Origin of the sequence: Salinisphaera sp. SPP-AMP-43 (assembly GCF_049568105.1) — a bacterium.
In the GTDB taxonomy this organism is placed as follows: domain Bacteria; phylum Pseudomonadota; class Gammaproteobacteria; order Nevskiales; family Salinisphaeraceae; genus Salinisphaera.
In genome coordinates this window covers 1,080,897-1,106,587 of sequence record NZ_CP145335.1, presented here as the reverse complement: position 1 = coordinate 1,106,587, position 25,691 = coordinate 1,080,897, and the positions used below count along the sequence as shown (strand labels likewise).

General features: G+C 63.3%; 22 protein-coding genes. 12 read left to right on the top strand and 10 right to left on the bottom strand.

Annotated features, from left to right (window positions below):
* Window positions 1-350 precede the first annotated feature (350 nt).
* On the top strand, window positions 351-1,001 hold the full coding sequence (nth, locus tag V5738_RS04735) for an endonuclease III (protein WP_423823259.1): 651 nt from the start codon (window positions 351-353) through the stop codon (window positions 999-1,001).
* Window positions 1,001-1,660: a fumarylacetoacetate hydrolase family protein gene (locus V5738_RS04730; RefSeq protein ID WP_423823258.1), complete on the top strand. Its 660-nt coding sequence runs from the start codon at window positions 1,001-1,003 to the stop codon at window positions 1,658-1,660. Before nth ends, V5738_RS04730 begins: the two co-directional genes overlap by 1 nt.
* 173 nt (window positions 1,661-1,833) lie before the next feature.
* Here the strand turns inward: V5738_RS04730 and V5738_RS04725 are convergent, their stop codons facing one another.
* Together V5738_RS04725 and V5738_RS04720 are read right to left on the bottom strand one after the other, a co-directional pair.
* Window positions 1,834-2,676 carry an FKBP-type peptidyl-prolyl cis-trans isomerase gene (locus V5738_RS04725; RefSeq protein WP_423823256.1) on the bottom strand — a complete coding sequence of 281 codons (843 nt, stop codon included), beginning with the start codon at window positions 2,674-2,676 and terminating at the stop codon, window positions 1,834-1,836.
* An 83-nt stretch (window positions 2,677-2,759) separates the two neighbouring features.
* Complete coding sequence (locus V5738_RS04720) at window positions 2,760-3,971, bottom strand: argininosuccinate synthase (protein ID WP_423823255.1); 1,212 nt, start codon at window positions 3,969-3,971, stop codon at window positions 2,760-2,762.
* A gap of 105 nt (window positions 3,972-4,076) precedes the next feature.
* Here V5738_RS04720 and rnt point away from each other — a divergent pair, with 105 nt between their 5' ends.
* Both rnt and V5738_RS04710 read left to right on the top strand, forming a co-directional pair.
* Window positions 4,077-4,733 (top strand): ribonuclease T, encoded by a 657-nt coding sequence (rnt, locus tag V5738_RS04715; protein WP_423823254.1) that lies wholly within the window; start codon window positions 4,077-4,079, stop codon window positions 4,731-4,733.
* 64 nt (window positions 4,734-4,797) lie between these two features.
* Window positions 4,798-5,610, top strand: coding sequence for a lysophospholipid acyltransferase family protein (locus V5738_RS04710; RefSeq protein ID WP_423823253.1), 813 nt, complete (start codon window positions 4,798-4,800; stop codon window positions 5,608-5,610).
* Here the strand turns inward: V5738_RS04710 and V5738_RS04705 are convergent.
* The 3 genes from V5738_RS04705 to V5738_RS04695 are packed head-to-tail and all read right to left on the bottom strand — an operon-like array spanning window position 5,582 to window position 9,154.
* The gene (locus V5738_RS04705) at window positions 5,582-6,571 is read right to left on the bottom strand and encodes an alpha/beta fold hydrolase (RefSeq protein ID WP_423823252.1); all 990 of its coding nucleotides are present in this window, start codon (window positions 6,569-6,571) and stop codon (window positions 5,582-5,584) included. The two genes, V5738_RS04710 and V5738_RS04705, sit on opposite strands and share 29 nt — an antisense overlap.
* A gap of 38 nt (window positions 6,572-6,609) precedes the next feature.
* Entirely contained in the window at window positions 6,610-7,452 is an 843-nt protein-coding gene (locus tag V5738_RS04700) for an alpha/beta fold hydrolase (protein ID WP_423823251.1), read from the bottom strand.
* Window positions 7,436-9,154, bottom strand: a complete 1,719-nt coding sequence (locus tag V5738_RS04695; RefSeq protein WP_423823250.1) for a PHA/PHB synthase family protein — start codon at window positions 9,152-9,154, stop codon at window positions 7,436-7,438. The genes V5738_RS04700 and V5738_RS04695 overlap by 17 nt, the downstream gene beginning before the upstream one ends.
* 95 nt (window positions 9,155-9,249) lie before the next feature.
* On the opposite strand from V5738_RS04695, the gene V5738_RS04690 reads away from it, so the two are divergent.
* Together V5738_RS04690 and V5738_RS04685 are read left to right on the top strand one after the other, a co-directional pair.
* A complete protein-coding gene (locus V5738_RS04690; protein ID WP_423823249.1) occupies window positions 9,250-10,656 on the top strand; it encodes a YihY/virulence factor BrkB family protein in 1,407 nt (468 codons plus the stop codon).
* Between the two features lie 106 nt (window positions 10,657-10,762).
* Window positions 10,763-12,424, top strand: a complete 1,662-nt coding sequence (locus tag V5738_RS04685) for an AMP-binding protein (protein ID WP_423823248.1) — start codon at window positions 10,763-10,765, stop codon at window positions 12,422-12,424.
* Between the two features lie 12 nt (window positions 12,425-12,436).
* On the opposite strand, the gene V5738_RS04680 is transcribed toward V5738_RS04685, so the two are convergent.
* Window positions 12,437-13,366, bottom strand: coding sequence for an AEC family transporter (locus V5738_RS04680; RefSeq protein WP_423824132.1), 930 nt, complete (start codon window positions 13,364-13,366; stop codon window positions 12,437-12,439).
* Window positions 13,367-13,471: 105 nt separating this feature from the next.
* Between V5738_RS04680 and V5738_RS04675 the strand changes: the two genes are divergently transcribed.
* A complete protein-coding gene (locus V5738_RS04675) occupies window positions 13,472-14,389 on the top strand; it encodes a LysR family transcriptional regulator (protein ID WP_423823247.1) in 918 nt (305 codons plus the stop codon).
* Between the two features lie 221 nt (window positions 14,390-14,610).
* On the opposite strand, the gene V5738_RS04670 is transcribed toward V5738_RS04675, so the two are convergent.
* Genes V5738_RS04670 through minC form a run of 4 tightly spaced genes read right to left on the bottom strand, consistent with a single transcriptional unit; the run spans window position 14,611 to window position 18,123 of the window.
* Window positions 14,611-16,236: a GMC family oxidoreductase gene (locus V5738_RS04670; protein ID WP_423823246.1), complete on the bottom strand. Its 1,626-nt coding sequence runs from the start codon at window positions 16,234-16,236 to the stop codon at window positions 14,611-14,613.
* Between the two features lie 60 nt (window positions 16,237-16,296).
* Window positions 16,297-16,560, bottom strand: coding sequence for a cell division topological specificity factor MinE (gene minE, locus V5738_RS04665; RefSeq protein WP_423823245.1), 264 nt, complete (start codon window positions 16,558-16,560; stop codon window positions 16,297-16,299).
* 3 nt (window positions 16,561-16,563) lie between these two features.
* Complete coding sequence (gene minD / locus V5738_RS04660; protein WP_423823244.1) at window positions 16,564-17,370, bottom strand: septum site-determining protein MinD; 807 nt, start codon at window positions 17,368-17,370, stop codon at window positions 16,564-16,566.
* Window positions 17,371-17,373: 3 nt separating this feature from the next.
* Entirely contained in the window at window positions 17,374-18,123 is a 750-nt protein-coding gene (minC, locus tag V5738_RS04655) for a septum site-determining protein MinC (RefSeq protein WP_423823243.1), read from the bottom strand.
* A gap of 118 nt (window positions 18,124-18,241) precedes the next feature.
* On the opposite strand from minC, the gene V5738_RS04650 reads away from it, so the two are divergent.
* The 5 genes from V5738_RS04650 to V5738_RS04630 all read left to right on the top strand — a co-directional run bounded on the left by V5738_RS04650 (window position 18,242) and on the right by V5738_RS04630 (window position 25,225).
* A complete protein-coding gene (locus tag V5738_RS04650; RefSeq protein WP_423823242.1) occupies window positions 18,242-19,720 on the top strand; it encodes a circularly permuted type 2 ATP-grasp protein in 1,479 nt (492 codons plus the stop codon).
* A gap of 2 nt (window positions 19,721-19,722) precedes the next feature.
* Entirely contained in the window at window positions 19,723-20,655 is a 933-nt protein-coding gene (locus V5738_RS04645; protein ID WP_423823241.1) for an alpha-E domain-containing protein, read from the top strand.
* A gap of 11 nt (window positions 20,656-20,666) precedes the next feature.
* Window positions 20,667-21,740 (top strand): zinc-binding metallopeptidase family protein, encoded by a 1,074-nt coding sequence (locus tag V5738_RS04640; protein ID WP_423823240.1) that lies wholly within the window; start codon window positions 20,667-20,669, stop codon window positions 21,738-21,740.
* Window positions 21,737-22,663, top strand: a complete 927-nt coding sequence (locus V5738_RS04635) for an alpha/beta fold hydrolase (protein ID WP_423823239.1) — start codon at window positions 21,737-21,739, stop codon at window positions 22,661-22,663. Before V5738_RS04640 ends, V5738_RS04635 begins: the two co-directional genes overlap by 4 nt.
* Window positions 22,664-22,750: 87 nt before the next feature.
* Window positions 22,751-25,225 (top strand): acyl-CoA dehydrogenase, encoded by a 2,475-nt coding sequence (locus tag V5738_RS04630; RefSeq protein ID WP_423823238.1) that lies wholly within the window; start codon window positions 22,751-22,753, stop codon window positions 25,223-25,225.
* The last annotated feature ends 466 nt before the right edge of the window (window positions 25,226-25,691 follow it).

The following is a 25,691-nucleotide window of genomic DNA, read 5'->3' as shown; positions in this document are numbered from 1 at the left end:
GCGCCGGGCCGGTACCGAGGTCCGCTTGAGCTGGCTCCAAGACCGCCCGCCCCTGGCAAACCAGGTCGTCTGGTCAATACTGGCCGCCGGCCGTCTGGCCTGCACCGCAGCCCGGCCTCTGCGCCCCAGGGCGTGTCGTCATAACAGACGCCCTAGGGCGCCAGGCGTCGCATCCGCCGTTGCATACTTGGGCCACACACTATCGGCGCTGGCCGTGGCCACGACGATCAACGGCAGCCGGCTCGACCTGTATGCTGCACAACCTGCGACGGTTTTATCGTGATCGCATCGCCGCCTGCCGATCGCTACGATCACGCCGTCACTGCGTGAACGTTATCCAGAACCAAGCCATGAACAAACACAAACGCACCGAGATATTCGAACGGCTCAAGGCCACCAACCCGGCGCCCAAGACCGAGCTAGAATACGATTCGACGTTCGAACTGCTGATTGCCGTGATCCTGTCGGCCCAGGCCACCGATGTCGGCGTCAACAAGGCCACGCGCAAGCTGTTCCCGGTCGCCCATACGCCGCAGGCGATCTACGATCTCGGCGAAGACGGGCTGAAGCAATACATCAGCACCATTGGGCTCTACAACAGCAAGGCCGCCAATATCATCAAGACGTGTCGTGCCTTGCTTGATCGGCATGACGGCGAGGTGCCAGCGACCCGGGCCGAACTGACCGCCCTGCCCGGCGTGGGGCGCAAGACGGCCAACGTGGTACTCAATACCGCCTTCGGGCAGCCAGCGATGGCGGTCGATACGCATATCTTTCGGGTATCGAATCGTACCGGCATCGCCCCCGGCAAGACCGTACGCGAAGTCGAGGATCGGCTGCTGCGACTGGTGCCCAAGCCCTATCTGCAGGATGCCCACCACTGGCTGATTCTGCACGGCCGCTATGTCTGCCGTGCGCGCAGCCCAGCCTGCGACGACTGCGTTATCGTCGATCTCTGCGAATACAAGCACAAAAACCTATCCGAACAAGGAGTGCGTTGATGACTGATTCCCGAACCGCTGAGGCTTTTTCACACCGCGATGCGCCGCGGATCTTCTGTATCGGCCGCAACTACGCCAAGCATATCGAGGAACTGAACAGCACCCTGCCTGGCGCCGAGTGCGTGATCTTCATGAAGCCGGCCTCGTCGCTGGTGGCCCCGGGTGAGCTGATCCGGCTGCCTGACCACGTCGGCGACATCCATCACGAAGCCGAGCTCGTGGTCGAGATCGGCCAAGGTGGGCGCGCTATCCAGCCCGAGGCCGCCCGCGAACATATCCGCGGCATCGGCCTGGGCCTGGATCTGACACTGCGCGACGTCCAGACCGAGCTGAAAAGCAGCGGCGAGCCCTGGGAGCGGGCTAAGGCGTTTGATCACAGCGCCCCCCTCGGGCCGCTGGTCGCGCTGCGCTCGGATATGGATCTCGCCGATCTGCATTTTGAACTGAGCGTGGACGGCGCGGTCCGTCAGTCCGGCCATACCGCGCATATGCTGGTTGGCGTGACCGATCTGATCGCGGTCGTCAGCCGCAGTTGGCAACTACAGCCCGGTGATCTGATCTTTACCGGAACGCCGGAAGGGGTCGGCCCGATCGCAGCCGGCCAGCATCTACGACTGGCCGGCCCAGGGCTGGAGAGCGCCGAATGGACGCTTGCCTGAGGCGCGCATTGAATCGCGGCCAGCCATTACACGGACTCGCCGCTACGCATTGAGCGCTAACCCGCCCGAGCACCAGCCCGCCATACATAGGTGCTGCCCAGGCCGGTCATAAAAAAAGCCGCCGCCCACTGAGGGCGGCGGCTTTTTTTCAGGCCGTATACCAGGCCTGCGATCTACTGATCGCCGCTGCCCTGGTTGGTGTCCTGGCCATCACCGCCATCCTGGCCGGTACCCTTGTTCTTGTCGACGCTGATCAGTTTCACGTCGAAGATCAGGGTTTCGTTCGGCCCGATCTGCGAACCGGCGCCGCGCTCGCCATAGGCCAGGTCCGGCGGGATGAACAGCTTGTACTCGCCACCGGGGTGCATCAGCTGCAGGGCTTCGGTCCAGCCCGGAATCACCGCGTTGACCGGGAAAGTCACCGGCTTGCCACGTTTTTCCGAACTGTCGAAGACGGTGCCGTCGATCAGCTTGCCGGTGTAGTCGACCGTCACGCTGTCGTTGGCATCCGGGGACGGGCCGTCGCCCTTGGTGATGACCTTGTACTGCAGGCCGTCATCCAACGTCTTCACGCCGTCTTTTTTCTTGTTCTCGGCGAGGAATTTCTGCCCGGCCTTAAGGTTGGCCACTGACTGCTGCTTCTGCTTTTGCTTCTGGGCTGCTTCCATGTCGGAAACCACGCCCTGCATGACCTGCTGCAGCTGCGTTTGCGTCAGCTTGGTGTCGCCGCCGCCAACCACGTCGCGCACGCCCTGGGTCAGTTGATCCAGATCGACATCCATCGGCAAATCTTTGAGCGAGTTGCCGATATCCATGCCCAAGGCATAGCTGCGCTTGGCCTGCTGGTTGGCGAACTGGCCCGAAGCGTTGTCGCCACCGTTCTGGCTGCTGGCCTCGGTCGCATTCGACTGGCCGGCATTGTCGTCGCTGCCCGACTGATCGCTGTCCGAGCCCGACTGATTGCCGCACGCCGTTAGTGCCAGTGCACAAGCAAACAATGCAATCGTTCGTTTCATGGCCTATTCATTCCTATCCGTTGTCGCATCGCAAGCCTACTCGAAAGGCTTGGTCAGCAAAAGAACATCTACCGCCGGCGCCATCAGCCCTGGCGATGACCCAGCCGCAGACGCAGTGCATTCAATCGAATGAAGCCGGCGGCATCTTTCTGGTCGTAGGCGCCGCGGTCGTCCTCGAAAGTCGCGATCGCTTCGTCGAACAGGCTATCCGATTCGGAGGCTCGACCGACGATCGATACGCTGCCCTTGTAGAGCTTGACCCGGACCACACCGTTGACGTGCGCCTGCGAGGCATCGATCGCGGCCTGCAGCATCTCGCGTTCGGGCGAGAACCAATAACCGTTGTAGATGGTCTTGGCATAGCGCGGCATCAACTCATCTTTGAGATGCGCGGCCTCGCGATCCAGCGTGATCGATTCGATCGCCCGATGCGCACGCAGCATCACCGTGCCACCCGGCGTTTCGTAGCAGCCGCGCGACTTCATCCCGACATAGCGGTTCTCGACGATATCGATCCGCCCTACCCCGTGGGCGCCAGCGATCGCGTTGAGCTTGGCCAGCACCTGATAGGGCGTCAGCTTTTCGCCGTCGATGGCTACGATGTCGCCCTGCTCGAAGGTCAGATCGATTTCCTGGGGCGCATCGGGTGCAGCCTCGGGGGCCACGCTCCACTCCCACATCGATTCCTCGGCCGGGGTCCACGGATCTTCCAGCACCCCGCCTTCGTAGGAGATATGCAGGGCATTGGCGTCGGTGGAATATGGCGAGCCGCCATCGACCTTCTTGCGAATGTCGATGCCGTTGTCCTCGGCATAAGCCAACAGCCGCTCACGCGAGTTCAGGTCCCATTCGCGCCAGGGCGCGATCACCTTGATGCCTGGCATCAGCGCATAGGCCGACAACTCGAAACGGACTTGGTCGTTGCCCTTGCCGGTCGCGCCATGGGCGATCGCATCGGCACCGGTTTCCTGGGCGATCTCGACCAGACGCTTGGAGATCAACGGCCGGGCGATCGAGGTGCCGAGCAGGTATTCGCCTTCGTAGAGGGCATTGGCCCGGAACATCGGATAGACGAAATCGCGCACGAATTCTTCGCGCAGGTCGTCGATATAGACTTCCTTGACGCCCAGCGCCTCGGCCTTGGGTCGGACCTCGTCGAGTTCCTCGCCCTGGCCGATATCGGCGGTGAAGGTCACCACCTCGCAATCGTATTCGTCCTGGAGCCATTTCAAGATGACCGAGGTATCCAGGCCGCCCGAATAGGCCAGCACGACCTTGCGCACGTCACTGCTCATTGCTGCGATCCGCTGTCGAATGTCTGATCGATGAAAGATCGGCCAGTATACAGAAACGCTCGCCAGGCAGTCCCACCCGGGCAAACCAACTGATACCATGCGCGCATGAGCGATCTCGACAATGCAGGCGCGGCCACGCCGCGGATGGCCAATCGTTTCCGCGGTTTTCTGCCGGTGGTGATTGATGTAGAAACCGGCGGCTTCAATTCGGCGACCGATGCGCTACTCGAAATCGCGGCCGTGACGGTCGGTTTCGACGACAACGGGCAGCTCGCGGTCCGCGAATCCGCCTCGTATCACGTGACCCCGTTCGAGGGGGCGAACATCGAACCGGCCTCGCTCGAGGTCAACGGCATCGATCCCCATCATCCGCTGCGTCCGGCGATCCCCGAGCGCGACGCCCTGGGCCGTATATTTCGGCTGGTCCGCGATACCATGAAGGCCGACGGCTGCAAGCGCGCGGTACTGGTCGGGCACAACGCCCACTTCGATCTCGGCTTTCTCAATGCTGCGATCGAGCGGACCGGCATCAAGCGCAGCCCGTTCCATCCGTTTTCCTGTTTCGATACCGCCACCCTGGCTGGGGTCGCTCTCGGCCAGACTGTGCTCCGACGCGCAGCCACTGCGGCTGGCATGTCCTGGGATAACGAAGCCGCCCACTCGGCACGTTATGATACCGAGCAGACGGCACGGCTGTTCTGCACCATCGTCAATCGCTTCCAACCGATCTTCGAAGCGGTGCCACCGCATCCGCAGTCCTGATGACGTCACTCGTTGTTCCCATGACTTGTGAGCCCCCTCGCAAGCCGCTAATTTAGCCCGCCGTATGTCCACGACATCGTCTTTTGCCACCGATCATCCGCTGCTCGGCCGCGTCGCCCTGGGTTTCAAGGCCGTGCGCTTTGCCTGTGTGCTGCTACTGGGCGTTCTTCTGCTGCCGGCGGTCCCGCTGCTCGGGCGGCGTAGCAAGTACCTGATCAACTGGTGGTTAGGGCGCATGCTTAATGCCCTGCATGTACGGGTCGATATCGACGGCAACGTCCCCTCGGGGCCGATGTTGGTGGTCGCCAACCACTGTTCCTGGCTGGATATTCTCGTGCTGGGGCGAGTGTTCAACACGGCCTTCGTATCCAAGGCCGAGGTCGGCCGATGGCCGCTGGTGGGTTCGTTCGCCCGGGCCGGCGGCACGCTGTTTCTCGATCGCGGCCAGGGTAAGACCGGCGAAACCAGCACCTCGATCCAGGACATGCTGGCCTCCGGACGCTCGGTGTTGTTCTTTCCCGAAGGCACCACTACGCCGGACCCGAATCCGCGGCGTTTTCATGCCCGGCTGTTCGCGGCCGCTATCGACGGCGGCTATAACGTGCTGCCGGTGAGCCTACGTTACTGCGACGATACGACCCCGCCCGGCATGCACCATGCGCTGGCGCCGTGGGTTAACGAAGCCGCGCTCTGGCCGCACTTCCGCGATCTGTTCAAGCTACGCGAGATTCACGCCGAAATACGGGTCTGCGCTGCACTCGATCCGCGCGGCTACGATCGACGCAGCCTCGCCGAGGCCGCCCGCATGGCTGTGGCCCACCGTCAGGCCGTGGCGGCCTCGCGCGGTGTCAGAGGCCGGACGGCAGGCGCGGAATAAGCGCGCCGTCGGCACCCAGCCCGCGGGCTGCGAAATAGTCGGCGCCATCGGTGCCGTCGTAGCGGCGCTCGTTGATGAAGCGCTTGATCACGGCCGCCGACTCGTTGGCCCGCATCAGCAAGAACAAGTGCCCGCCGCCGCGCATCACGTGCAGATAGGATTTCGGAATCAGCCAGTACAGCAGCCGACTGTTGACCAGCGGCACGATGGGATCGTCGTCGCCACCCATGACCAGGGTCGGACACGGCAGCGCATGCAGGCGATGGATGCTGGTCCAGCTGACCGCCCCGAGCATCTGAAACGCATAGCCGCGGATGCTCGGGCCGCCAGCGTATTCGCCGCGCCGGCCGACCAGTTCCGGGCGACGTCTGACTAAGCCGCCATAGATCGCCGACAGGCCCGGCGGCAGTGATTCGGCACGCCGGTAGTAGCGGGCCATGGCCATCCGCTTGAAGGTATTCGAACGCGTCGCCATCGACGGCCAGCCGACCGAGCTGGAGGCCAAGACCAGACGGTTCACCCGTTCCGGATAGTCCAATGCGAACTGTTGGGCCAGCGAGCCGCCCCAGGACAGGCCGGTGAGATTGATCGGTTCATCGTAGCCGAGCCGATCCAGCAGTGTCGCGATCAGACGTGCATACCAGGTCACCCGATGCGGCAACTTGAGTGCCGGCGATCGCCCGGCGCCGGGCATATCCGGCACGACCACTTCGACATCGTCCAGCGCATTGACCAGCGGCATCAGCATGTCCAGATTGCCGCCGATCGTGTTCAAAAGCAGCATCGGCCGGCCGCGGCCACGGCGGATGCCATAGCGCAGACGCACGCCGTCGACATCGATCCAGTCGACCTGCATCTGCGTTCGCCGCCGCAGTACGCTCAACTCGGGCGGCAGGCGTCGGGCCGCGGCCAAGGGCTCGGAGGAGGTGGCTTCGGGCTTGATGTTCTTGCCTGGCGTCATCACCGCTCGTCCGCCTCGTTCGTCCATTAATACGAGATTTATACGTCGTTGCCATGCGAATGCAACGGCTGGGCCAAATCGAGAAACGCCGCGACTCGGCGCGCGGCTTCGTCGGCGCGTTCCAGCAGCAACCAATGCCCTGCCCCGCGCATGACCGATAATTCCGATCGCGGCATCAATAAGGTCAGAACACGCGCATTGACCAGCGGCACGATCGGATCGTCATCGCCGGACAGAACCAACGTCGGCATGGTCAGGCGATGCAGCCAGGGCAGACTGGAAAAACCGGCCAGCGCATAGCACTGCGCCAGATAGCCGCGTCGGCTGGGGGCCATCGCCCGCGCCATTGCCTGGGCCACCATCTCGCATTCCTCTCTGCGCCGACCGCCAAATACCGAACGTACGTCCTGAGCGTCGATCGCGGCCCGCTGCAGACCGGTCAGCGAGGCCAGCCGGCGCAGGTTGGCGACCCGCCCCGGAAACATGAGCTGGCCGGCCGAGGTCGCGACCAGCACCAGCCGATGCACGCGAATCCCATAGTCGCGGGCGATACGCTGGGCCAGCAGGCCGCCCCAGCCGACGCCGAGCAGGTCGAAATGGTCGTGGCCCCGCGCGGCGACCAACTCGGCCACCAACCGCGCCAGACCGGCCATCCGCTGCATGCGCGCCGGCCCGGGCGCCCCGCCGATGCCAGGCAGATCGAAGCGCAGCGTTGCCCGCCCCAGCGCGCTACAAAACTCGTCGAGAATATCGAGATTGGCCAGGAAATCGTTGCAGATCACCAGCGGCCGTTCGCCATGGCCGTCGGTTTCGGCGACCCGCAGCCGCTGGCCGGCGATCACGATCTCGTCGATCGCGGCAGATTCAGCGCTGGCGAACATAACGACCGGGCGCGGCTTCGATCGGTTCGAAGTCGTCGTTGCCGAATACCGTGGGGGCGTTGTGCTCCGGGCCGCCGTGTTCACGGGCCCAGGCCATCCATTCCGGCCACCAGGAATCGCCGGTATAGCGTGCTGCGCGCTGCCAATCCGAGGGCGGCAGGTCGTAGTCGTCACAAGTCACGAAGCCGGGGCGCTTGGCCTGGCCGGTATCGCTGGCCGGCGGGCAAATCACTGCCTGGGCATGACCGCCGGTACCGAGCACGAAGCGCCGATGCCCAGAAAACATCTGCATCGACCGATAGCAGGCCTGCCACGGTGCGATCGGATCGCGCGCGCCGGCCACCACAAATACATCCTGGGTAATGCGGCTGACGTCGATCGGCTCGCCTTCCAGCACAATCCGGCCGGGTTCACGCAGCTGTTGGTCACGATAGATACCCAGCAAGTCGGCATGCAGACGGGCCGGCAGGCGCGTGGTGTCGTTGTTCCAGTACAGGATATCCGAGGCCGGTGGCGTTTGGCCGAGCACGTAGTTGTGGGTGACGAACCGCCAGATCAGCGTATCCGGCTGTTGCCAAGCAAACGAGCGCGCCATCTCGGCGCCATCAAGCACGCCGCGCCGGGCCGAACGCGCCAGCGCTCGATCGATCGCGGCATCATCGACCGTCGGCACACCGACCAGGCTACTGGGCGACTCTAGCAGGGTAACGAACAACGACAGGCTCGCGACTTGGGCGGCCCGGCCCTGGGCCGCCCGCCGTGCCAGGGCCACCGTGGCCGTCAGCCCCCCAGCGCAGGCCCCAGCCAGCTTGACCGGATGCGAACCGGTGATCCGCCAGACGATATCAATGGCTTGATCAACCGCGGTGGCGTAGTCGCCCAGGCCCCAGCAGCGCTGGGCCGCCGTCGGATTGCGCCAGGACAGCGCGAACACCTGCTGGCCGGCGTCCAGCGCATAACGCACCAGACTGTGTTCGGGCGCCAGATCGATCACGTAGTACTTGTTGATCTGGGCCGGCACGAACAAGGTGGCACAGGCATCGACCTGCGGCGTACGCGGGCTGTACTGGATGAGCTCGCAGATCTCATTGCGAAACACCACCGCGCCCGGCGTGGCGGCGATATTCATCCCCAGGCGGAAAGCCGTAGTATCAACCTGCTTGGGCAAGGCATGGTTGTCGCGCAGATCGCTGAGCAGGTGATACACCCCAGCCAGCGCCGAACGTCCGCGGCTGGCGATCAACCGCTCGTAGAATTCGGGGTGCGTCAGGCATAGATTCGACGGCGCCAGAGCCGCGATCAGGTGCTCGGCCGCGAACGCCAGACGGCGACGCCGGGTCTGCGGCAGGCCGCTGGAGGCGACCAGATCGCGCAGCGCCTCGGACAGCGCCAGATAGACTTGCAGCGGCTGCTGGAATAGCGGATTGTCCTGCCAGGCCGGATGCCTGAACCGTGGATCCTCAGCAGCCGGCGTCAACCGCGACCGGCCCAGTGCGATCGCGCCCAAATGCGCGACCAACCGAGCCTCGATCCGAACCGCGGCCCAGGGGTGCCGCGCCAGCAGCACCAGCAGTTCGCCGATCGCACAGCGCATGTCCGACCAGCCATTGTCGACGGTCGGAAATGTACCCGGAATCTCACCCGCGACAGGGCCGCGGTCCAGAGGTGCCGCGCGTTCGAGCGCTTGTTGCTGTATGACCAAGACGGCCTCCTTGCGATGCGCCGGCCGGGGGCCGACGTCCGTGGCCCGGAATTGATGGTTACAATGGCGTCACCGATTTTTCAAGCGAGTTATGCATGGCGCTGCTGCAGGGCTTAGGCGGTCATATCGATCGAATCGTCTGGCAGCCCGATTTAGAGCGGGTGCGCGGCCCCAAGCGCTGGCTACTGGTCACGGTGCGCATTGGCGCCGCGCTGGTCCGCGATTTCCAAGCCGGCGAAATCCCGATGCGCGCCATGGGCCTGGTCTATACCACGCTGGTCTCGCTGGTGCCGCTGCTGGCGCTGGCTTTTTCCCTGCTCAAGGCATTCGGCGTGGACAATGCCCTGCGCCCGGTGCTCCAGCGTTTTCTATCGCCGCTGGGTTCCGGCAGCGAGCAGATCATCGACCGGATCGTGGATTTCGTGCAGAACGTCCAGGTCGGCGTACTGGGGGCGATCGGCGTGGTGATGCTGATCTATTCGGTCCTGTCGCTGATCCAAAAGGTCGAGACCGGTTGCAACTACATTTGGCGCGTCCGTCAGGCACGCTCGATCGGCCGCCGCGTGACCGAGTATCTGAGCGTTCTGATTGCCGGCCCGCTGGTAATTCTAGCGGCGGCGAGCATGACCGCGACGGTCACATCGAACAGTACGGTCACCTATCTATCGTCGGTCGAGCCGTTCGGTGCCGCGCTATATCTGGCCGGCCGAATTCTGCCGTACGTGCTGTACAGCATCGCCTTTACGCTGTTGTTCAAGTTCATGCCGAATACCCAGGTCCGTTTCGGCCCGGCCCTCGGAGGCGGCATCTTCGCCGGTGTGCTGTGGCAGACCGCGAGCCTCGGCTTCGCCGTGTTCGCCAAGAACGCTGGCAACGTCAACGCGATCTATTCCAGCTTCGCCATCCTGATTTTGCTGCTGATCTGGCTGTATGTGTCATGGATGATTCTACTGTTCGGCTGTCGGGTCGCATTCCTGCTCCAGCATACGGAGCGGCTGACCCGCGAGCCTTATCCGCCCCGGCTGGGGGCGGCCGAACGCGAACGGTTGGCGTTATTGATGAGCGCGCTGATCGCCGATCGCTTCATCAGCGGGGGCACCCCGTGGACCGTCGGCGCACTGGCGCATGCCCTGCGCGCGGCCACCGACCACATACAGGATATCGCCGACCAGCTGGTCGAGGGCGATCTGTTGGTCGCTACTGGCGCGCTTGGTCATACCTTGCTGCCCCGCCGCGACATCGCCGAAGTGCGTATCACCACCGTGTTGGATACCGTGCGCTCAGGGGCGCCCGCGGCTCGTCCGAACCCGCGGGATGCGGCGACTGCCGAGGCGGTCGACACGCTGCTCGAACGGCTCGACAGAAGCAGAGCAATGGCTTACGAAGATCGCTCGCTACGCGATCTTGCGCTTTCCCTGCATGGGCGCCAGTCTGAAGCCAGCGATCGAACGCCGCTGGCCTCGTGGACGACGCCGGCGACGACTGACGCGTCGGGGCAATAGATATGACAACATGTTCTCGTCACGCATCGGGCAGCGCTCAGACAGGCATTCCGAGCGCATGGCGACGAGAACACGCTCTATGACAACGGTTGTCAGAGGAGAGACCGTGAATAAAACCTGGCTCGCACAATACCCGGACGGGGTGCCCGCCGAAATCGACGTCGACAGCGGCCGAACCCTGGTCGACGTGATCGAGGACAGCTGTCGAGAATTCAGCGATGCGCCGGCGTTCTCGAACATGGGCGTAGAGATGAGCTATGCCGAGCTGGAAGCCAGGTCTCGGCATTTCGCGGCCTATCTCCAGCACGAGCTCGGTTTCGCCAAGGGCGATCGCGTTGCGATCATGATGCCCAACCTGCTGCAGTATCCGATCGCCCTGTTCGGCATCCTTCGCGCTGGCATGGTAGCGGTCAACGTGAACCCCCTTTATACCGCCCGCGAACTCGAGCACCAACTCTCCGACGCCGGCGCCCGGGCGATCGTGATCGTCGAGAATTTCGCCGCCACCCTCGAGAAGGTCGTCGACAAGGTCGCCCTCGAAGCGGTCATTTCCACCCAGATCGGCGACTGCTTTCCGACCGTCAAGCGCACCATCACCAATTTCGCGGTCAAGCACGTCAAACGTATGGTGCCGACGTTCAACCTGCCCGGCGCGATCGCGTTCAACACGGTGCTGGCCGACGGCGCCAAACAGTCGATGAAGCCGGTCGAGGTCGGCCCCGACGATATCGCTTTTCTACAGTACACCGGCGGCACCACTGGCCTGGCCAAAGGCGCGATTCTGCTGCACCGGAACATGGTCGCCAATATCGAGCAGGCCCAGGCCTGGCTCGGCCCGTGGACCGAAAAAGGCCACGAAACCATCATCACCCCGTTGCCGCTCTACCATGTGTTCGCCTTGATGGCGAACTGCCTGGTATTTCTGCAACAGGGCGGCAAGAACGTGCTGATTACCAACCCGCGCGATATCGCCGGGCTGGTCAAGGAATTCGACAAGCACCGGCCGACCGCCTTTACTGCGGTCAACACGTTGTTCAATGCGTTGGTGAATAACGACGACTTCGCCAAGCTGGATTTCTCCCGGCTGAAAATCGCGCTCGGCGGCGGCGCAGCGGTCCAGAAAGCGGTGGCCGAGAAATGGCAACAGATCACTGGCGTGCCCCTGATCGAAGCCTATGGTCTGACCGAGGCTTCGCCGGCAGTCGCGATCAATCCGCTGAATCTGGAACGCTACAACGGCTCGATCGGCCTGCCGATCCCGTCGACCGAAATCACCATTCGCGACGAAAACGGCAACGAGGTCGAGCCTGGCCAGCCGGGCGAGTTGTGCGTGGATGGCCCGCAGGTGATGGCCGGCTACTGGAACAAACCCGAAGAGAACGCCAAGACCTTTTTCAACGAACGCTGGCTGCGCACCGGCGACATCGCCCAGTTCGACGATCGCGGCTATCTCTATATCGTCGATCGCAAGAAAGACATGATTCTGGTCTCGGGCTTCAACGTCTATCCCAACGAAATCGAAGACGTGGTGGCCTCGCATCCGAAAGTGCTCGAGGCTGCCTGTATCGGCGTCGAGGACGACAAATCCGGCGAGGTGGTCAAAGTGTTCGTGGTCCGACGCGACGACAGCCTGACTGAAGACGAACTCATCGACTATTGCCGCAGCGAATTGACTGGCTACAAGGTGCCGAAACAGGTCGTGTTCATCGACGAGCTGCCGAAGTCCAACGTCGGCAAGATCCTGCGCAAGGACCTGCGCAGCCAGTAGCGCCCGAGGCGTTTACTGGATCAGGTACAGACAGAGGCTCAACGTAACCAGCGAACCGACGGTGGAATACAGGATCGTGCCAGCGACCACCGAGGCCTCGCGAGCATAAAACTCGGCGAGCATGAACGGCCCGGTGCCGGTCGGCAGCGCTGCCAGCAACAGCGCGGCCTTGGTCCATAGCGGCGACAGCCCGAATACATAGGCCGCCAATACCCAGGCGATCGCTGGCTGGCCGATCAGTTTCACTGCAGTCAGACTCAAGGCGCTGCGCTGGGCGCCCGGGCTGTGGCGCTGGGTAAGAAACGCCCCCAGCGACACCAAGGCACAGGGCGTGGTGGCATCGCCGAGCAGCTGCAGAAATTTATCGGCTGGCTGCGCCAGCGCGAGGCCGCTGGCCGCCCAGAGCGCCCCCAGGATCGGCGCCACCACCAGCGGATTCTTGGCCAGCGCAAGCAACACCTTGCCGACCGCATGGTGCAGCGTCGTTTCGGCCTGAAGCCCAATTTCTACGCAGACCACCGCGATCGCAAACAATACGCAGACCACGATCAGCGTCGCGATCAGGGCGGGCAGCAGGCCGTCGTCGCCCAGCACCAGCACACACAGCGGGATGCCGATATAGCCGGTATTGGCATAGGCCGCGCTCAGGCCGTCGATGCCGGCGTCCGCCAGATGTCGGGGCGAACGCAGCCGCAGCACGACTGTGATCGCGAACACGGCCATGGTGGCTAGAGCGAAGACAGCAACGAAGCGCGGATGCCAGATCTGGTGCCAGCTGGCGGTCGCGGTCGCCTCGAACAATAGCGCCGGCAGGCATAGCCAGACCACGAACCGATTGAGCTCAGAAGCGGCGGTCGCTCCGAGACAGCCACTGCGACGACAAACATAGCCGGCTAGGATCAAGCCGAAGATCGGCAGCACGACGTGGGTGACCGAATACATCGGCACGGCCCTCATAGGTTGGAACGACAGGCCGACAAGGCTAAGGCGGCGTTCTGATACCGTCTAATATCAATTGAATCGCCGATCCATACCGAAGCCGCATCGATGATGAATTTTCGTCAGCTCCGATATTTTGTGGCTCTAGCCGAGACCCAGCACTTCGGCCAGGCTGCAGCGCGCCTGCATATCACCCAGCCGCCGTTAAGCCGCCAGATCGCCGCCCTCGAGCAAGACCTCGGCGTGCGGCTATTCGAGCGCCATTCGCGCCACGTCGCACTCACGCCGGCCGGCGACGATTTCTATCGCCATGCCCTGCGGCTACTGGCCGATGCCGAGCGTGCCAGCCAGTCGGCCCGGGCCACTGAGGCCGGAGCGATCGGCGAGCTGCGTCTGGGCTTTGCCATGTATGCAGCGTTCAGCCTATTGCCACGGCTGGTGCGCGTATTCAGCGCGGCTCGGCCGCGCATCACGCTTAGCCTAGAAGAGATCCTGCCGCGGGATATGGAACAGGCCGTGCTCGAACATCGCCTCGATATCGGCATCGGCATGCCGCTCGGTCGCCCAGGCCGGCTCGACTACCGTGCCCTGGCCCGGGAGCCACTGTGTGCAGTGCTGCCTCGCAGCCACCCGCAGGCCGACGCCCCGGTCGTCGACGTTGCGGGCTTGGCTGACGAAGACTTCATCACCCTGCCGCGCAGCACCGCCCCGGCACTGCATGAGGCGGTGCTCGAATGCTGTGCTGCCCATGGGTTCGTACCCAGAATTCGGCTCGAGACCCACCTACAGCAGACTATCGTTTCGCTGGTCGCCGAAGGGCTCGGCGTGGCGCTGGTGCCGGCTTCGTTATCTCGCCTGCGTATGGACGAGATCGTGTTTGTCGCCATCGATGGTTCGCCGTTAATCGAACAGGGCCTGTACTGGCGCCGCGACGAGGCCGACGCCCGCGTGGCTGCGTTTATCGAATGCGCCGAAACACTAGGGCCTGTCGATGGGGCGTGCGGGTCTGCGCCGGGCGCTGTGTAGCGGCAAAACAAGGCATAGCCGCTGCCAACGCGCCAGAACGATAGCGCTTGTCACGACGGGCCGGGGCTACCGGTCGCTCTGCGGCGTACGGCACTTGGGCGGCTTGCCTAGAGCCGGCAATTCGCGCATTGCAGAATACGACGACGAGCCCGGCACGGCGCCGGCACCGCAACCAAGCGACGCCCGCGATCCGCAGCCGTACTCTTGGTCGCGGTCTGCGTTCAGGCGTTGTCGGCGATGATCATGTCCGCGGCCTTTTCGGCAATCGCCGTGGTCGGCGCATTGGTATTGCCACCGACGATGGTCGGCATGATCGACGCATCGACCACCCGTAGGCCGGTCATGCCATGAACGCGCAATCGATCGTCGACCACGGCCATGTTGTCGTGACCCATGCGGCAGGTCCCGACCGGATGGTAGATGGTTTCCGCCCGACGCCGGACGTAGTCCTCGATCGCGGTATCGCCTTCGACCGTATCGCCGGGTTCGAGCTCGACTTCACGGTGCTCGGCCAGCGGCGGGCTGCGCATGATGCGCCGGCCAATCTTGACCGCGGCCACCAACTGCGCCAGATCCTGCGGATCGTCGAGATAGTTCGGATCGATGCGTGGCGGCGCCATCGGGTCGGCGCTGTTCAGACCGATATGCCCGCGCGAACCGGGCCGCAGATCACAGATCCGTAGCGTGTAGCCGTGATAGCGGATCGTGTTCCAAAGTCGGTGCCCATGATCCTGTTCGATCGTGGGGATGAAATGTAGCTGCAGATCGCCGAGCGCCGGATCGTTCGTGCTACTGATGAAACCGCCGGATTCGGCGACATTGCTACTCAGCCACCCGCGGCCGTGGCGCCAGTAGTGCCAAAGCGCGAGCGGTGCATCCACGAACAAGAACTTGAACCCCAGGCGCAGGCTGAGCCGGGTCCGTTCGCGATCGATGACGCTGATATCCAGATGATCCTGCAGATTGCGGCCGACACCAGGTAGTTCGTGGCGCAGCTCGATACCCTGCGGCTCGATCTCTTCGCGCGGGCCGATGCCCGACAGCAACAAAATCTGGGGCGAGTTGATTGCGCCTCCGGCCAGTAATACTTCGCGGCGGGCCCGGAGTTGCCGCTCGGATTGCGTGCGCCGATCGCGATACGCGACCCCGGTAGCATGCAGGCCATCGAACAGCAGCCGGGTCGCCTGCGCCCGGGTGATTACGGTGAGATTACGACGATCGCGTATGGGATGCAGAAAGGCATCGGCGTTGGAACAGCGCCGGCCGTCACGTTGAGCGACGTTGTACAGCCCGACGCCGACGTCGGTCGCGCCGCCGAAATCGTCGTTACGCGGATAACCACAAGCCTGGGCGGCCGCGATGAATTTCTCGTTGAGCGGGTTGTTGTGGCGCCCGCGGCTGACCGCATACCCGCCCGAGGCGCCGTGATACTCGTTGGCCCCGCCCTCGAAGGCCTCGGACTTGCGAAAGTAGGCCAGCATGTCGCGATAGCCCCAGCCGGCGTTGCCGAGCGCCGCCCAGTGGTCGTAGTCGCTGGCATTGCCTCGGGTATAGCACATCGCGTTGATGGCACTCGAGCCCCCGAGCGTCTTGCCGCGCGGCCAAAACAGGCGACGATTGGCCAGCCGGGGCTGGGCCACGGTGTAGTAGGCCCAGTTCAGGGTTTTCGACCACATCAGGCCGATGATGCCGATCGGGATATGCAGCAGCGGGTTCCGATCCGGTGGCCCGGCTTCGAGCACGGCCACCGAGACCGACGAATCCTGCGACAGGCGATTGGCGAGCACACAGCCAGCCGAGCCGCCCCCCACGATTACATAGTCATAGACCTGTTCCGTGTCGACCATGGGCAGCTCCTGCGCAGCGCATTTATTACAAAAGCCTATCGCCTGTTATACGCATCGCTCCTAGTGGCGCGATTCGGGCAGCGTGATATTGAGCTCGAGCACTTCGAGATCGCCCTCGCGCTCGATCTCCATCTGGACGGCGTCGTCACCAACCTCGACATACTTGCGCAGTACCTGGAGCAGATCCTGCTGAAGTTGCGGGAAGTAGGCCGGCTGATCGCCCTGTCCGGTCCGGCGATGGGCGACCACCACCTGCAACCGCTCCTTGGCCATCTTGGCCGACCCCTTCTTCTCGGAAGAACGAAAAACGTCTAGCCAACCCATGGTTTATCTCCCCATCAGTCGGTCAAGGAAACTCTTCTTGGCTTCGATAAAACGCATCGGCCGGTTTTCGCCCAGAAAGCGGGCCACCATGTCGAAGTAGGCACCGCCGGCGTCGGCGTTGTTCTCGAGCACTACTGGCATACCAGAGTTAGAGGCGTTGAGCACGGTTTCCGATTCTGGCACCACGCCAAGCAGCGGGATCGCCAGAATATCGCTGATATCTTCGAGCGAAAGCATTTCGCCCTTGCCGACCCGGCTCGGCGCATAACGGGTGACCACCAGATGCTCCTTGACCGGATCCGCGCCTTCCTGGGCGCGCTTGGTCTTGGACGATAGCATGCCCAGCACCCGGTCGGAATCGCGCACCGAGGAGACTTCCGGATTGGTCACCACCAGCGCCTCGTCGGCGAAATACATCGCCATCAGCGCGCCTTTTTCGATACCGGCCGGCGAATCGCAGACGATGTAGTCGAACTCTTCGGACAGCTTATCGAGGGTCCGCTCGACGCCTTCTTCGGTCAGCGCATCCTTGTCGCGGGTCTGGGAGGCGGCGAGGATATACAGGTTGTCGATACGCTTATCGCGAATCAGCGCCTGCTTGAGGTTGGCTTCGCCGGTAATGACGTTGACGAAGTCGAACACCACGCGGCGCTCGCATCCCATGATGAGATCCAGATTGCGCAGGCCGACGTCGAAGTCGACCACGACCGTCTTGTGCCCGCGCATGGCAAGGCCGGCGGCGAACGACGCCGAGGTCGTGGTCTTGCCGACCCCGCCCTTGCCCGACGTGACTACGATAATCTTGGACACTGATTACTCCTGCAGTTCGATCAGCAAATTGTCATGTTCCAGCCGGACCTGGACCGGCTTGGAACGCACCCCCTCGTCCATGGCATCGGCGACTTTATAACAGCCGGCGATCGCAACCAGATCGGGTTCGAAGCGCTTGCAGTAGATCCGGGCTTCGGCATCGCCCGAAGCGCCCGCCAGGGCCCGGCCGCGCAGCGCGCCGTAGACATGGATATGCCCGTCGGCCAATACTTCTGCGCCTTCGGAGACCGAGGTCGCGATCACCAGATCCCCGCCCCGAGCATAGATCTGCTGGCCGGAGCGGACCGGCTTGGTGACCAAGCGGGTCGGCGTTCGGCCCGGCGCCTCTGGTTCGGGGGTGGCGGCGGGCTGGTCGCTGGACGATTTTTTTGCCTGCTTCGGCCGTTCCTGGCCAGCGTCCGCCGCGCCGGCGCGCTTGCCCGGCGATTCGATCACGCCCAGACCGGCCGCGCGGGCGGCCTCGGCCACGGCGCTCGAGGCATCCAGCACGCCGACCACTACCAGCTCGGCCTCGTGCAAAATTTCGACCACCCGGCCCAGATCGGGCAGCGTGTCAGGCAGCGACAGCAATACCGGTAGGCGAGTGAAAAACCCCGGCGCACGCGCTATCTGTTCGTTGACCTGAGTGGCGATCGCCTCGCTATCGGTTTCGCGGATTTCGATGACGGTCAACGTCATCATCCGCCCCTTGAAGATCACACCGGATTCCGCGGAGCTGTTGGTTTGCGCCATGCCCGAGTCGTATTCGCTAAAGCCGCGAGTCTAGCATGCTGATCGAGCGCGACATCCTGCATTTTACGGCGCGATCGAGTATAGATAAGACTTCGTTTCGACCACTCGACGACTGACCATGCCCGGTGATGCTTGGCAGGGCTACGAAAGCCCCGGTTTCTTCGATGAAATGATCGCAGGCGACGGCCGCCCACATGCCGCAGTCGCCGAACTCGCCGAGCGCATCGGCGCGCTCGACCGCGACGAGCTGACGGCCCGACGTGCCGCAGCCGGTCTGGATATCAAGTCGATGGGGATCACCTTTACGGTCTATTCCGACGCCGGGATGATCGACCGGGCCTGGCCGTTCGATATCGTCCCGCGGGTGATTCCGGCCAGCCAGTGGCGTCGAGTGGCTGCCGGTCTGGCGCAGCGCGTGGCTGCCCTCAACGCCTTCATTGCCGATATCTACGGCGAGCAGCGGGTGATCGCCGACGGGGTGTTCCCGCGCGAGGTGCTCGACCAGTCGGTCAACTTCCGCCCGGAGTGCGTAGGCATGCGGCCAGCTGGCGATATCTGGGCCCATATCTGTGGCTCGGATCTGGTGCGCGATCACAACGGCGATTTCTACGTCCTCGAAGACAACCTGCGGGTGCCCTCCGGGGTGTCTTATATGGTCGAGAACCGGATGGTGGCCAAGCGGGTGTTCCCAGAGTTGTTCGATGCCCATGTGATCGGCCCGGTCGACGACTATCCCTCGGAATTGCTGGATGCCCTGGCGGCCCTGTCGCCGCGCCCGAATATCACCCCGAACGTGGCCCTGCTGACACCGGGCATCTACAACTCCGCCTTTTTCGAGCACGTCTGGCTGGCCGGGCAGATGGGGGCCGAGCTGGTTCAGGGCTCGGATCTGTATGTCGGCGACGACGACTGTGTCTATACCCGAACCATTTACGGCCTGCGGCGGGTCGATGTGATCTATCGCCGGGTCGACGATCTGTTTCTCGACCCGGAAGTCTTTCGTGCCGATTCAATGCTCGGCACGCCGGGCCTGATGCGCGCCTGGCGAGCCGGCAATGTCGCCCTGGCCAACGCCCCCGGTGCCGGGGTCGCCGACGACAAGGTGGTCTATGCCTTCGTGCCCGAGTTCATCCGCTACTACCTCGGTGAGGCGCCGACACTGGCCAACGTGCCGACATGGCGCTGCATGATCGAAGCCGAACGCGAGTACGTCTTGGCCCATCTGGATGAACTGGTCGTCAAACCGGCCAACGAATCCGGCGGCTACGGCATGTTGATCGGTCCACGAGCGACCGACGCCGAACGTGAACACTTTGCCGAGCTGATCCGTGCCAACCCGCGCAACTATATCGCCCAGCCTACCCTGGCGTTATCGACCGCGCCGACGTTGATCGACGAAGGCTTAGCCCCGCGCCATGTCGATCTGCGGCCGTTTATCGTGTCACGCCCCGATCACCCGCCCTATGTGACGACCGGCGGACTGACCCGGGTCGCTCTGCGCGAGGGCTCGCTGGTGGTCAACAGCTCCCAGGGCGGCGGCAGTAAGGACACCTGGATCATCGACGATTCGCATACCACCGCCGAGGAGCGCGTCTGATCATGTTGTCCCGTATCGCCGACAATCTGTTCTGGGCCGGCCGCTATATCGAGCGTGCCGAAGCCAGCGCTCGCCTGATCAACGCTACCGGTCTGCTGCTGCTCGATCTGCCCGACGAGCGCGACTTCCACTGGCATACGCTGATCGAGATCATGGGCGCAGAGGCCGGTTTCGATGCCCGCTACGACGCAGCCGATGAAACACGGGTCATGGACTACCTGGCCATGGATCGCGACCATCCAGGCTCGATCGCGGCCTCGCTGATTGCGGCCCGCGAAAACCTGCGCAGTGCCCGCGACCACGTGCCGCGCGAACTGTGGGAGGAAATCAATGCCTTGCATCTGTTCATGGCCGAGTCCGCCGATGTGCGTCGCCGCGTCCAACGGAGTCAGGTCATGGACCGCATCATTCGCTCGGCCCGCATCGCCGATGGCCATATTAACGCTGGCATGAGCCGCGATGCCGCCTACGACATGCTGACTTTGGGCATCGCCATCGAACGCGCGGACATGACTACGCGCGTTCTCGACGTGCGAACCGCCGATCTGTTGCCACAGACCTCCGAGGCGCTACCGCCCTATCGCAACGCCCAGTGGATCAGCGTGCTCAAGTCGCTGTCGGCGTTTCAGATGTATCGGCGCCATGTTCGTAGCCGTGTGACCGGTCCATCGGTGGTGTCGTTTCTGCTGACCGACCCAGCGTTTCCACGCTCGGCCTGGTTCTGTCTCAAAAGCGCCGGCGACAAACTGGCCCGGCTGCCCAGCCCGGGGCCGGCCAAGATCCAGCTCGCCCGGGTCGAGCGTACGGTCAACGGCGTCGATGCCAGTCGCCTGTCGGGCGAACGACTGACACATCTGTTGGACCGAATCCAGAGCGAGATCGCCGCGTTGACCGAGGCGATCGCCGCGCGTTATTTCGACGGCGCCCACGCCTGAGGCCGACCTGCATGCGCGACTTTGCCTGCCAATGCGGCAATACTCTGTATTTTCAGAATAATCTTTGTCTTCAATGCAGCCGCAACGTTGGCTACGTGCCCTCGGCCCTGGCCATGACCGCAATCGAGCCGATCGGCCACGGTCGCTGGCAGGTACCGGCCGCCGGCCAAATCGCGGGCCGGGAATACCGGCTGTGCGAGAACACCGCAATCTACGATGCCTGCAACTGGCTGGTGCCGGTCGAAGATCCGAATCCGCTGTGTGCCTCCTGTCGGCTGACCCGCACCATCCCCGATCTCAACGTCGAGCGGCATCTGGAGCTGTGGCGTCGAATCGAGGCCGCCAAGCGGCATGTGCTGTATTCGCTCAAGGTTCTCGATCTGGCGATCATCGGCCGCGATACTGATCCGAGCCAGGGCCTGGCCTTCGATTTTTTGGCCGATGCCCATGCCGATACCGAATTCACCGAGCCGCTTGCCGGCCAGGAACCGGTCACCACCGGCCATGCCGACGGGCTAATTACGCTCAATATTTCCGAAGCCGACGATGTCGCGCGGGCACGGATGCGCGAACAGATGGGCGAACATTACCGTACCCTGCTCGGCCATTTCCGCCATGAAATCGGCCACTATTACTGGATGCGCCTGGTCGCTGAACAGCCTGTCGCCCTAGCAGACTTCCGGCGGCGCTTCGGCGACGAACGGGCCGACTACGGCCAAGCCCTGACCCGCCACTACGAGCAGGGCGTGCCACGCGACTGGAGCACGCGTTTCATCACCCCCTATGCCTCAGCGCATCCCTGGGAAGATTGGGCCGAATCCTGGGCCCACTATCTGCACATGCGCGATACCCTGGAAACCGCGCTCGAACACGATCTGGTAGTGCGCTATCCCTGGCAGCGTAGCGACAACGATTTCGATGCCTTCATGTATCAGTGGACCCAGCTCACAATCGCCGTCAACGCCGTCAACCGCAGCATGGGCCTGCCGGATGCTTATCCGTTCGCTCTAAATACCGCGGCGCGCGACAAGCTGGCCTTCATTCACGACCTGATCGGCGCTGAGCCGAAAACGATATCGACATGAGCCGAATGCGCTCTTTCAACGCCGGCGGACAACGCTTCCTCGACTCTCTGAGCACGATCGATATCGGCGGTCTGAACTATGCTTATCGCCGCGTCGGCTCACCCGGCGGCCAGCCCCTGCTGCTGCTGCATGGTTTGATGGATACCAGTGCCAGCTTCGCCCGGCTAGTCGATGCACTGGCCGTCGACGGCGATCCCGGTTTCGACGTGATCGCCCCCGATTGGCGCGGCCACGGCCAGAGCCAGGCCACGCCGGGCGAATACTGGTTCCCGAACTACTTGGCTGACCTGGATGCCCTCCTCGATGCGCTGGACATCGCGCGGCCGGCGGTGCTCATCGGCCACAGCATGGGCGGCCAGATCGCCAGTCTGTTTGCCGGCGTACGTCCGGAGCGTAGCGCGGCGTTGATTGCCCTCGACAGCCTGAATATACCCGACAGCGATCCGGGCGAGGCGCCGACACGCTATCGCAGCTGGATGAATGCCCGGCACCACAGCACCGCGCGTCAGCCGACCGTCTACAACGACCCCGACCAACTGATAGCCCGCCTGGCCCGGCGTTACCCGGAACTCGACCAATCCGAGCGCAGCGAGCTGGCTGCTCACTGGCTGGTTCCGGGCCCGGAAGGTTGGCGTTTGCACGTGGACCCATCGCATCAGGGCCGCATGCCCTACGGATTCCGCGCTGCCGAGGCCAAGGCAATCTGGCAGAACGTTGCTTGTCCGGTATTCTGCCTGGACGGCGGCCGCTCGCCGGTCGCCCGACTGATCAGCGCCGAGGAAATGGCCGAGCGGCGCGCCTGTTTTGCCGATATGACCCAACACAGCCTGCCCGGCTGTGGACATATGCTGCATATTCAGGCGCCACGCGATGTCGCGGCCCATATCAACGACTTTCTGGCGCGCATCGAAACGCCCGGCTGAGTTGCCTTAGTCGGGCTTGCCTGCCTATGCTAAAAAACGCAACTTTTCACAATCGCCGGCCGTTCATTCCGGCGTGAGAGCCCGGACATGATTGCACTGCTCTGGATTGTCGCTTTCCTGGCCTCCTTTATCGCCTTGGCGTATCGCCGTGCCAGTCTCAAGACCACGACCGCTGCAGTCGGTATTCTGCTGATCGTATGCACCGTTACCAGCACCGGCTGGCTGCTCGGCGGGCTGCTTTGGCTGGCGTATGCCGCGATTTTCGGCGCACTCAATATCGACGCGATTCGCCGGCCTTATCTCACGCGGCCGGCCCTCGAATTGTTTCGTCGGGTCCTACCCACGTTATCGGCGACCGAACGCACCGCTTTGGAAGCCGGCACCGTATGGTGGGAAGGCGAGCTGTTTTCCGGCTTGCCGAACTGGCGGCGGCTCGAGGAGCTGCCGCCGGCCGAGCTGTCCGAGCAAGAGCAGGCGTTTCTGGATGGCCCCGTGCAAACCCTGCTGGATATGTGCGACGAGTGGCAGATCACCCACGAAGAAGCCGATCTGCCGGCCGAAGCATGGCAGTACATCAAGGACCACAAGTTCTGGGCCATGATCATTCCCAAACGCTACGGCGGTCTGGAATTTTCGGCCTATGCCCATTCCTGCGTGCTGGCCAAGGTCGGCTCCGGCCCGGCTGGGGGCACGCTCGGCCCGATCGTGGCGGTACCCAATTCGCTCGGCCCGGCCGAATTGCTGATGCACTATGGCACCGAGCCCCAACGCGATCATTATCTGCCGCGGCTGGCGGTCGGCACGGAAATCCCCTGCTTTGGCTTGACCAGCCCGTTCGCCGGTTCCGACGCCGGCGCGATTCCGGATCGCGGCGTGGTCTGTCACGGCGAGTGGCAAGGCGAACAGATCCTTGGCATGAAACTGACCTGGAACAAGCGCTATATCACGCTCGCTCCGATCGCGACCGTACTGGGCCTAGCCTTCAAGATGTACGACCCCGACGGGCTGCTCGGCGGTGAGGCCGAACTCGGTGTGACCTGTGCCCTGATTCCGACCGATACGCCCGGCTGCCATACCGGGCGCCGCCACTTTCCGGCCAGCGCGCCCTTCCAGAACGGGCCCACCTGGGGCACCGAGGTGTTCGTGCCCCTGGACTACATCATCGGCGGACGCGAGATGATCGGCCAGGGCTGGCGCATGCTCATGGAATGTTTGTCGGTGGGCCGCTCGATCTCACTGCCGTCGGGCTCGACCGGCGATGCCATCGCCAATGCCCGCCTCACCGGTGCCTATGCAGTCACGCGCCGCCAGTTCGATATCTCGATCGGCCAGTTCGAAGGCGTCGCCGAGGCCCTGGCCCGGATCGGCGGCAAGACCTATGCCTGCGAATCATTGCGTCGATTCACGGCCAACGCCGTGGATCTCGGCGAGAAACCCTCGGTGGCTTCGGCGATCGCCAAGTATCACGTGACCACCCTGGCTCAGGACGTGGCCAAGGACGCAATGGACGTGCACGCCGGCAAAGCGGTCATGCTCGGTCCGTCCAACCCAATCGCCCGCAGTTTTCAGGCGGCGCCGGTCAATATCACCGTTGAGGGCGCCAACATCTTGACCCGTTCGATGATGATCTACGGGCAAGGCGCTATTCGCTGTCACCCTTATGTACTGGATGAAATCGAGGCCGCCAATAACCGCGACCAGACCAAAGCGCTCGATGTCTTCGACGATCTGCTGTACCGGCACATCGGCCACGATCTGAGCGCTGCAGCGCGTTCCCTAGTAATGGGATTCACCGGCGGCCTCGGTTCGGCGGCCGGACACAATACCCAGCTCGCGCCCTACTATCAGGCCATGAACCGCTATTCGGCGAATCTGGCGCTGCTGTCGGATATCGCGATGGCCACGCTGGGCGGCACCCTCAAGTTTCGTGAATCGATCTCAGCACGGCTCGGCGACGTGTTGTCGAATCTGTATATCGCCAGCGCTACGCTCAAGCGTTTCATCGAGGACGGCGAACACGCCGAGGACCTGCCGTTGGTGGCCTGGGTTTGCGAAACCGCGTTTGCCGAGATCGAATCGGCCCTGGCCGGCGTGCTCCGTCATCTGCCCAACCGGCCCGCCGCCGTAGTCGCCGGTCTGCTGATCTTTCCGCTGGGCCGGACCGCGCGCCTGCCAAGCGACGGACTCGGCCGTCGCATCGCCCGGCTGCTCCAGACGCCAGGGGCGGTGCGCGACCGGCTGACACCGCGCTGCTATATCTCCCAAGCTCGTCCCGACTCGGCGCCGGCGCTGTTCGAACGCGCCATGGCCGCCACGCTGGATACCGCCGAGCTGCACAAGACTCTGGTCAAAGCCCGCAAGACCGGCGATCTCGATGCCGATCACCCACGCGAACAGATCGACCAGGCCGAGCAGCGACAACTGCTCAGCGCCAACGATGCCGAGCGTCTGCGCCAGGCATTCGATCTCCAGATGGCCGTGATTCGCGTCGATGATTTCGACCCCGAAGAAATGCGCTCGCGAACCAAGAAAAAAAACGGCCCTCAGGCTGATGCCGCCTGAGACTGTCCTGTGTTGGCCCCGGTGGCCATTCTGACCGGCCACCCGGGCCGAAGCGACATGCCCGACCAGGAAACATAAATTACCCAAACCCAGCCATGTTGCGCATTTAGGCTGTTCTATCGGTCTAAAATAAGGTCTCATACCAAGGTATAAACCATCATCTAGGGGGACTATCGAAGGGCGGTCTAGCTCGGGCTTTCGTATCGCAAAGCCCGTATCACAAGCTATTTAGACTCTAAGCAGCCCACGAATTGCCGCCATAGCCGCGCGCCTTTGCAAGATCTCAATTGCGGCTGTAGCGCATTCTCGTACGGTTCGCTACGCTCAACCAGGCGCGATTCTAAAAATACGGCATGTCGAAAATCCGTAAACGCGTCTGCTTCAAAAAGGGAGATTATCGTGCAGAGAATGCGACTTCTCGGGGATTCGCGCGTCTTACAAAACGGCGCGCTTCGCCCAACGACAG

Excerpts from the sequence above, each read along its gene's own strand:
- V5738_RS04680 (WP_423824132.1), bottom strand. The coding sequence starts at position 13,366 with ATGTATTCGGTCACCCACGTCGTGCTGCCGATCTTCGGCTTGATCCTA.
- V5738_RS04630 (WP_423823238.1), top strand. The coding sequence starts at position 22,751 with ATGATTGCACTGCTCTGGATTGTCGCTTTCCTGGCCTCCTTTATCGCC.
- V5738_RS04725 (WP_423823256.1), bottom strand. The coding sequence starts at position 2,676 with ATGAAACGAACGATTGCATTGTTTGCTTGTGCACTGGCACTAACGGCG.
- V5738_RS04705 (WP_423823252.1), bottom strand. The coding sequence starts at position 6,571 with ATGACGCCAGGCAAGAACATCAAGCCCGAAGCCACCTCCTCCGAGCCC.
- V5738_RS04645 (WP_423823241.1), top strand. The coding sequence starts at position 19,723 with ATGTTGTCCCGTATCGCCGACAATCTGTTCTGGGCCGGCCGCTATATC.
- V5738_RS04635 (WP_423823239.1), top strand. The coding sequence starts at position 21,737 with ATGAGCCGAATGCGCTCTTTCAACGCCGGCGGACAACGCTTCCTCGAC.
- V5738_RS04720 (WP_423823255.1), bottom strand. The coding sequence starts at position 3,971 with ATGAGCAGTGACGTGCGCAAGGTCGTGCTGGCCTATTCGGGCGGCCTG.
- V5738_RS04640 (WP_423823240.1), top strand. The coding sequence starts at position 20,667 with ATGCGCGACTTTGCCTGCCAATGCGGCAATACTCTGTATTTTCAGAAT.
- V5738_RS04670 (WP_423823246.1), bottom strand. The coding sequence starts at position 16,236 with ATGGTCGACACGGAACAGGTCTATGACTATGTAATCGTGGGGGGCGGC.
- V5738_RS04710 (WP_423823253.1), top strand. The coding sequence starts at position 4,798 with ATGTCCACGACATCGTCTTTTGCCACCGATCATCCGCTGCTCGGCCGC.
- minE (WP_423823245.1), bottom strand. The coding sequence starts at position 16,560 with ATGGGTTGGCTAGACGTTTTTCGTTCTTCCGAGAAGAAGGGGTCGGCC.
- minC (WP_423823243.1), bottom strand. The coding sequence starts at position 18,123 with ATGGCGCAAACCAACAGCTCCGCGGAATCCGGTGTGATCTTCAAGGGG.
- V5738_RS04700 (WP_423823251.1), bottom strand. The coding sequence starts at position 7,452 with ATGTTCGCCAGCGCTGAATCTGCCGCGATCGACGAGATCGTGATCGCC.
- rnt (WP_423823254.1), top strand. The coding sequence starts at position 4,077 with ATGAGCGATCTCGACAATGCAGGCGCGGCCACGCCGCGGATGGCCAAT.
- V5738_RS04675 (WP_423823247.1), top strand. The coding sequence starts at position 13,472 with ATGATGAATTTTCGTCAGCTCCGATATTTTGTGGCTCTAGCCGAGACC.
- nth (WP_423823259.1), top strand. The coding sequence starts at position 351 with ATGAACAAACACAAACGCACCGAGATATTCGAACGGCTCAAGGCCACC.
- V5738_RS04730 (WP_423823258.1), top strand. The coding sequence starts at position 1,001 with ATGACTGATTCCCGAACCGCTGAGGCTTTTTCACACCGCGATGCGCCG.
- V5738_RS04650 (WP_423823242.1), top strand. The coding sequence starts at position 18,242 with ATGCCCGGTGATGCTTGGCAGGGCTACGAAAGCCCCGGTTTCTTCGAT.
- V5738_RS04690 (WP_423823249.1), top strand. The coding sequence starts at position 9,250 with ATGGCGCTGCTGCAGGGCTTAGGCGGTCATATCGATCGAATCGTCTGG.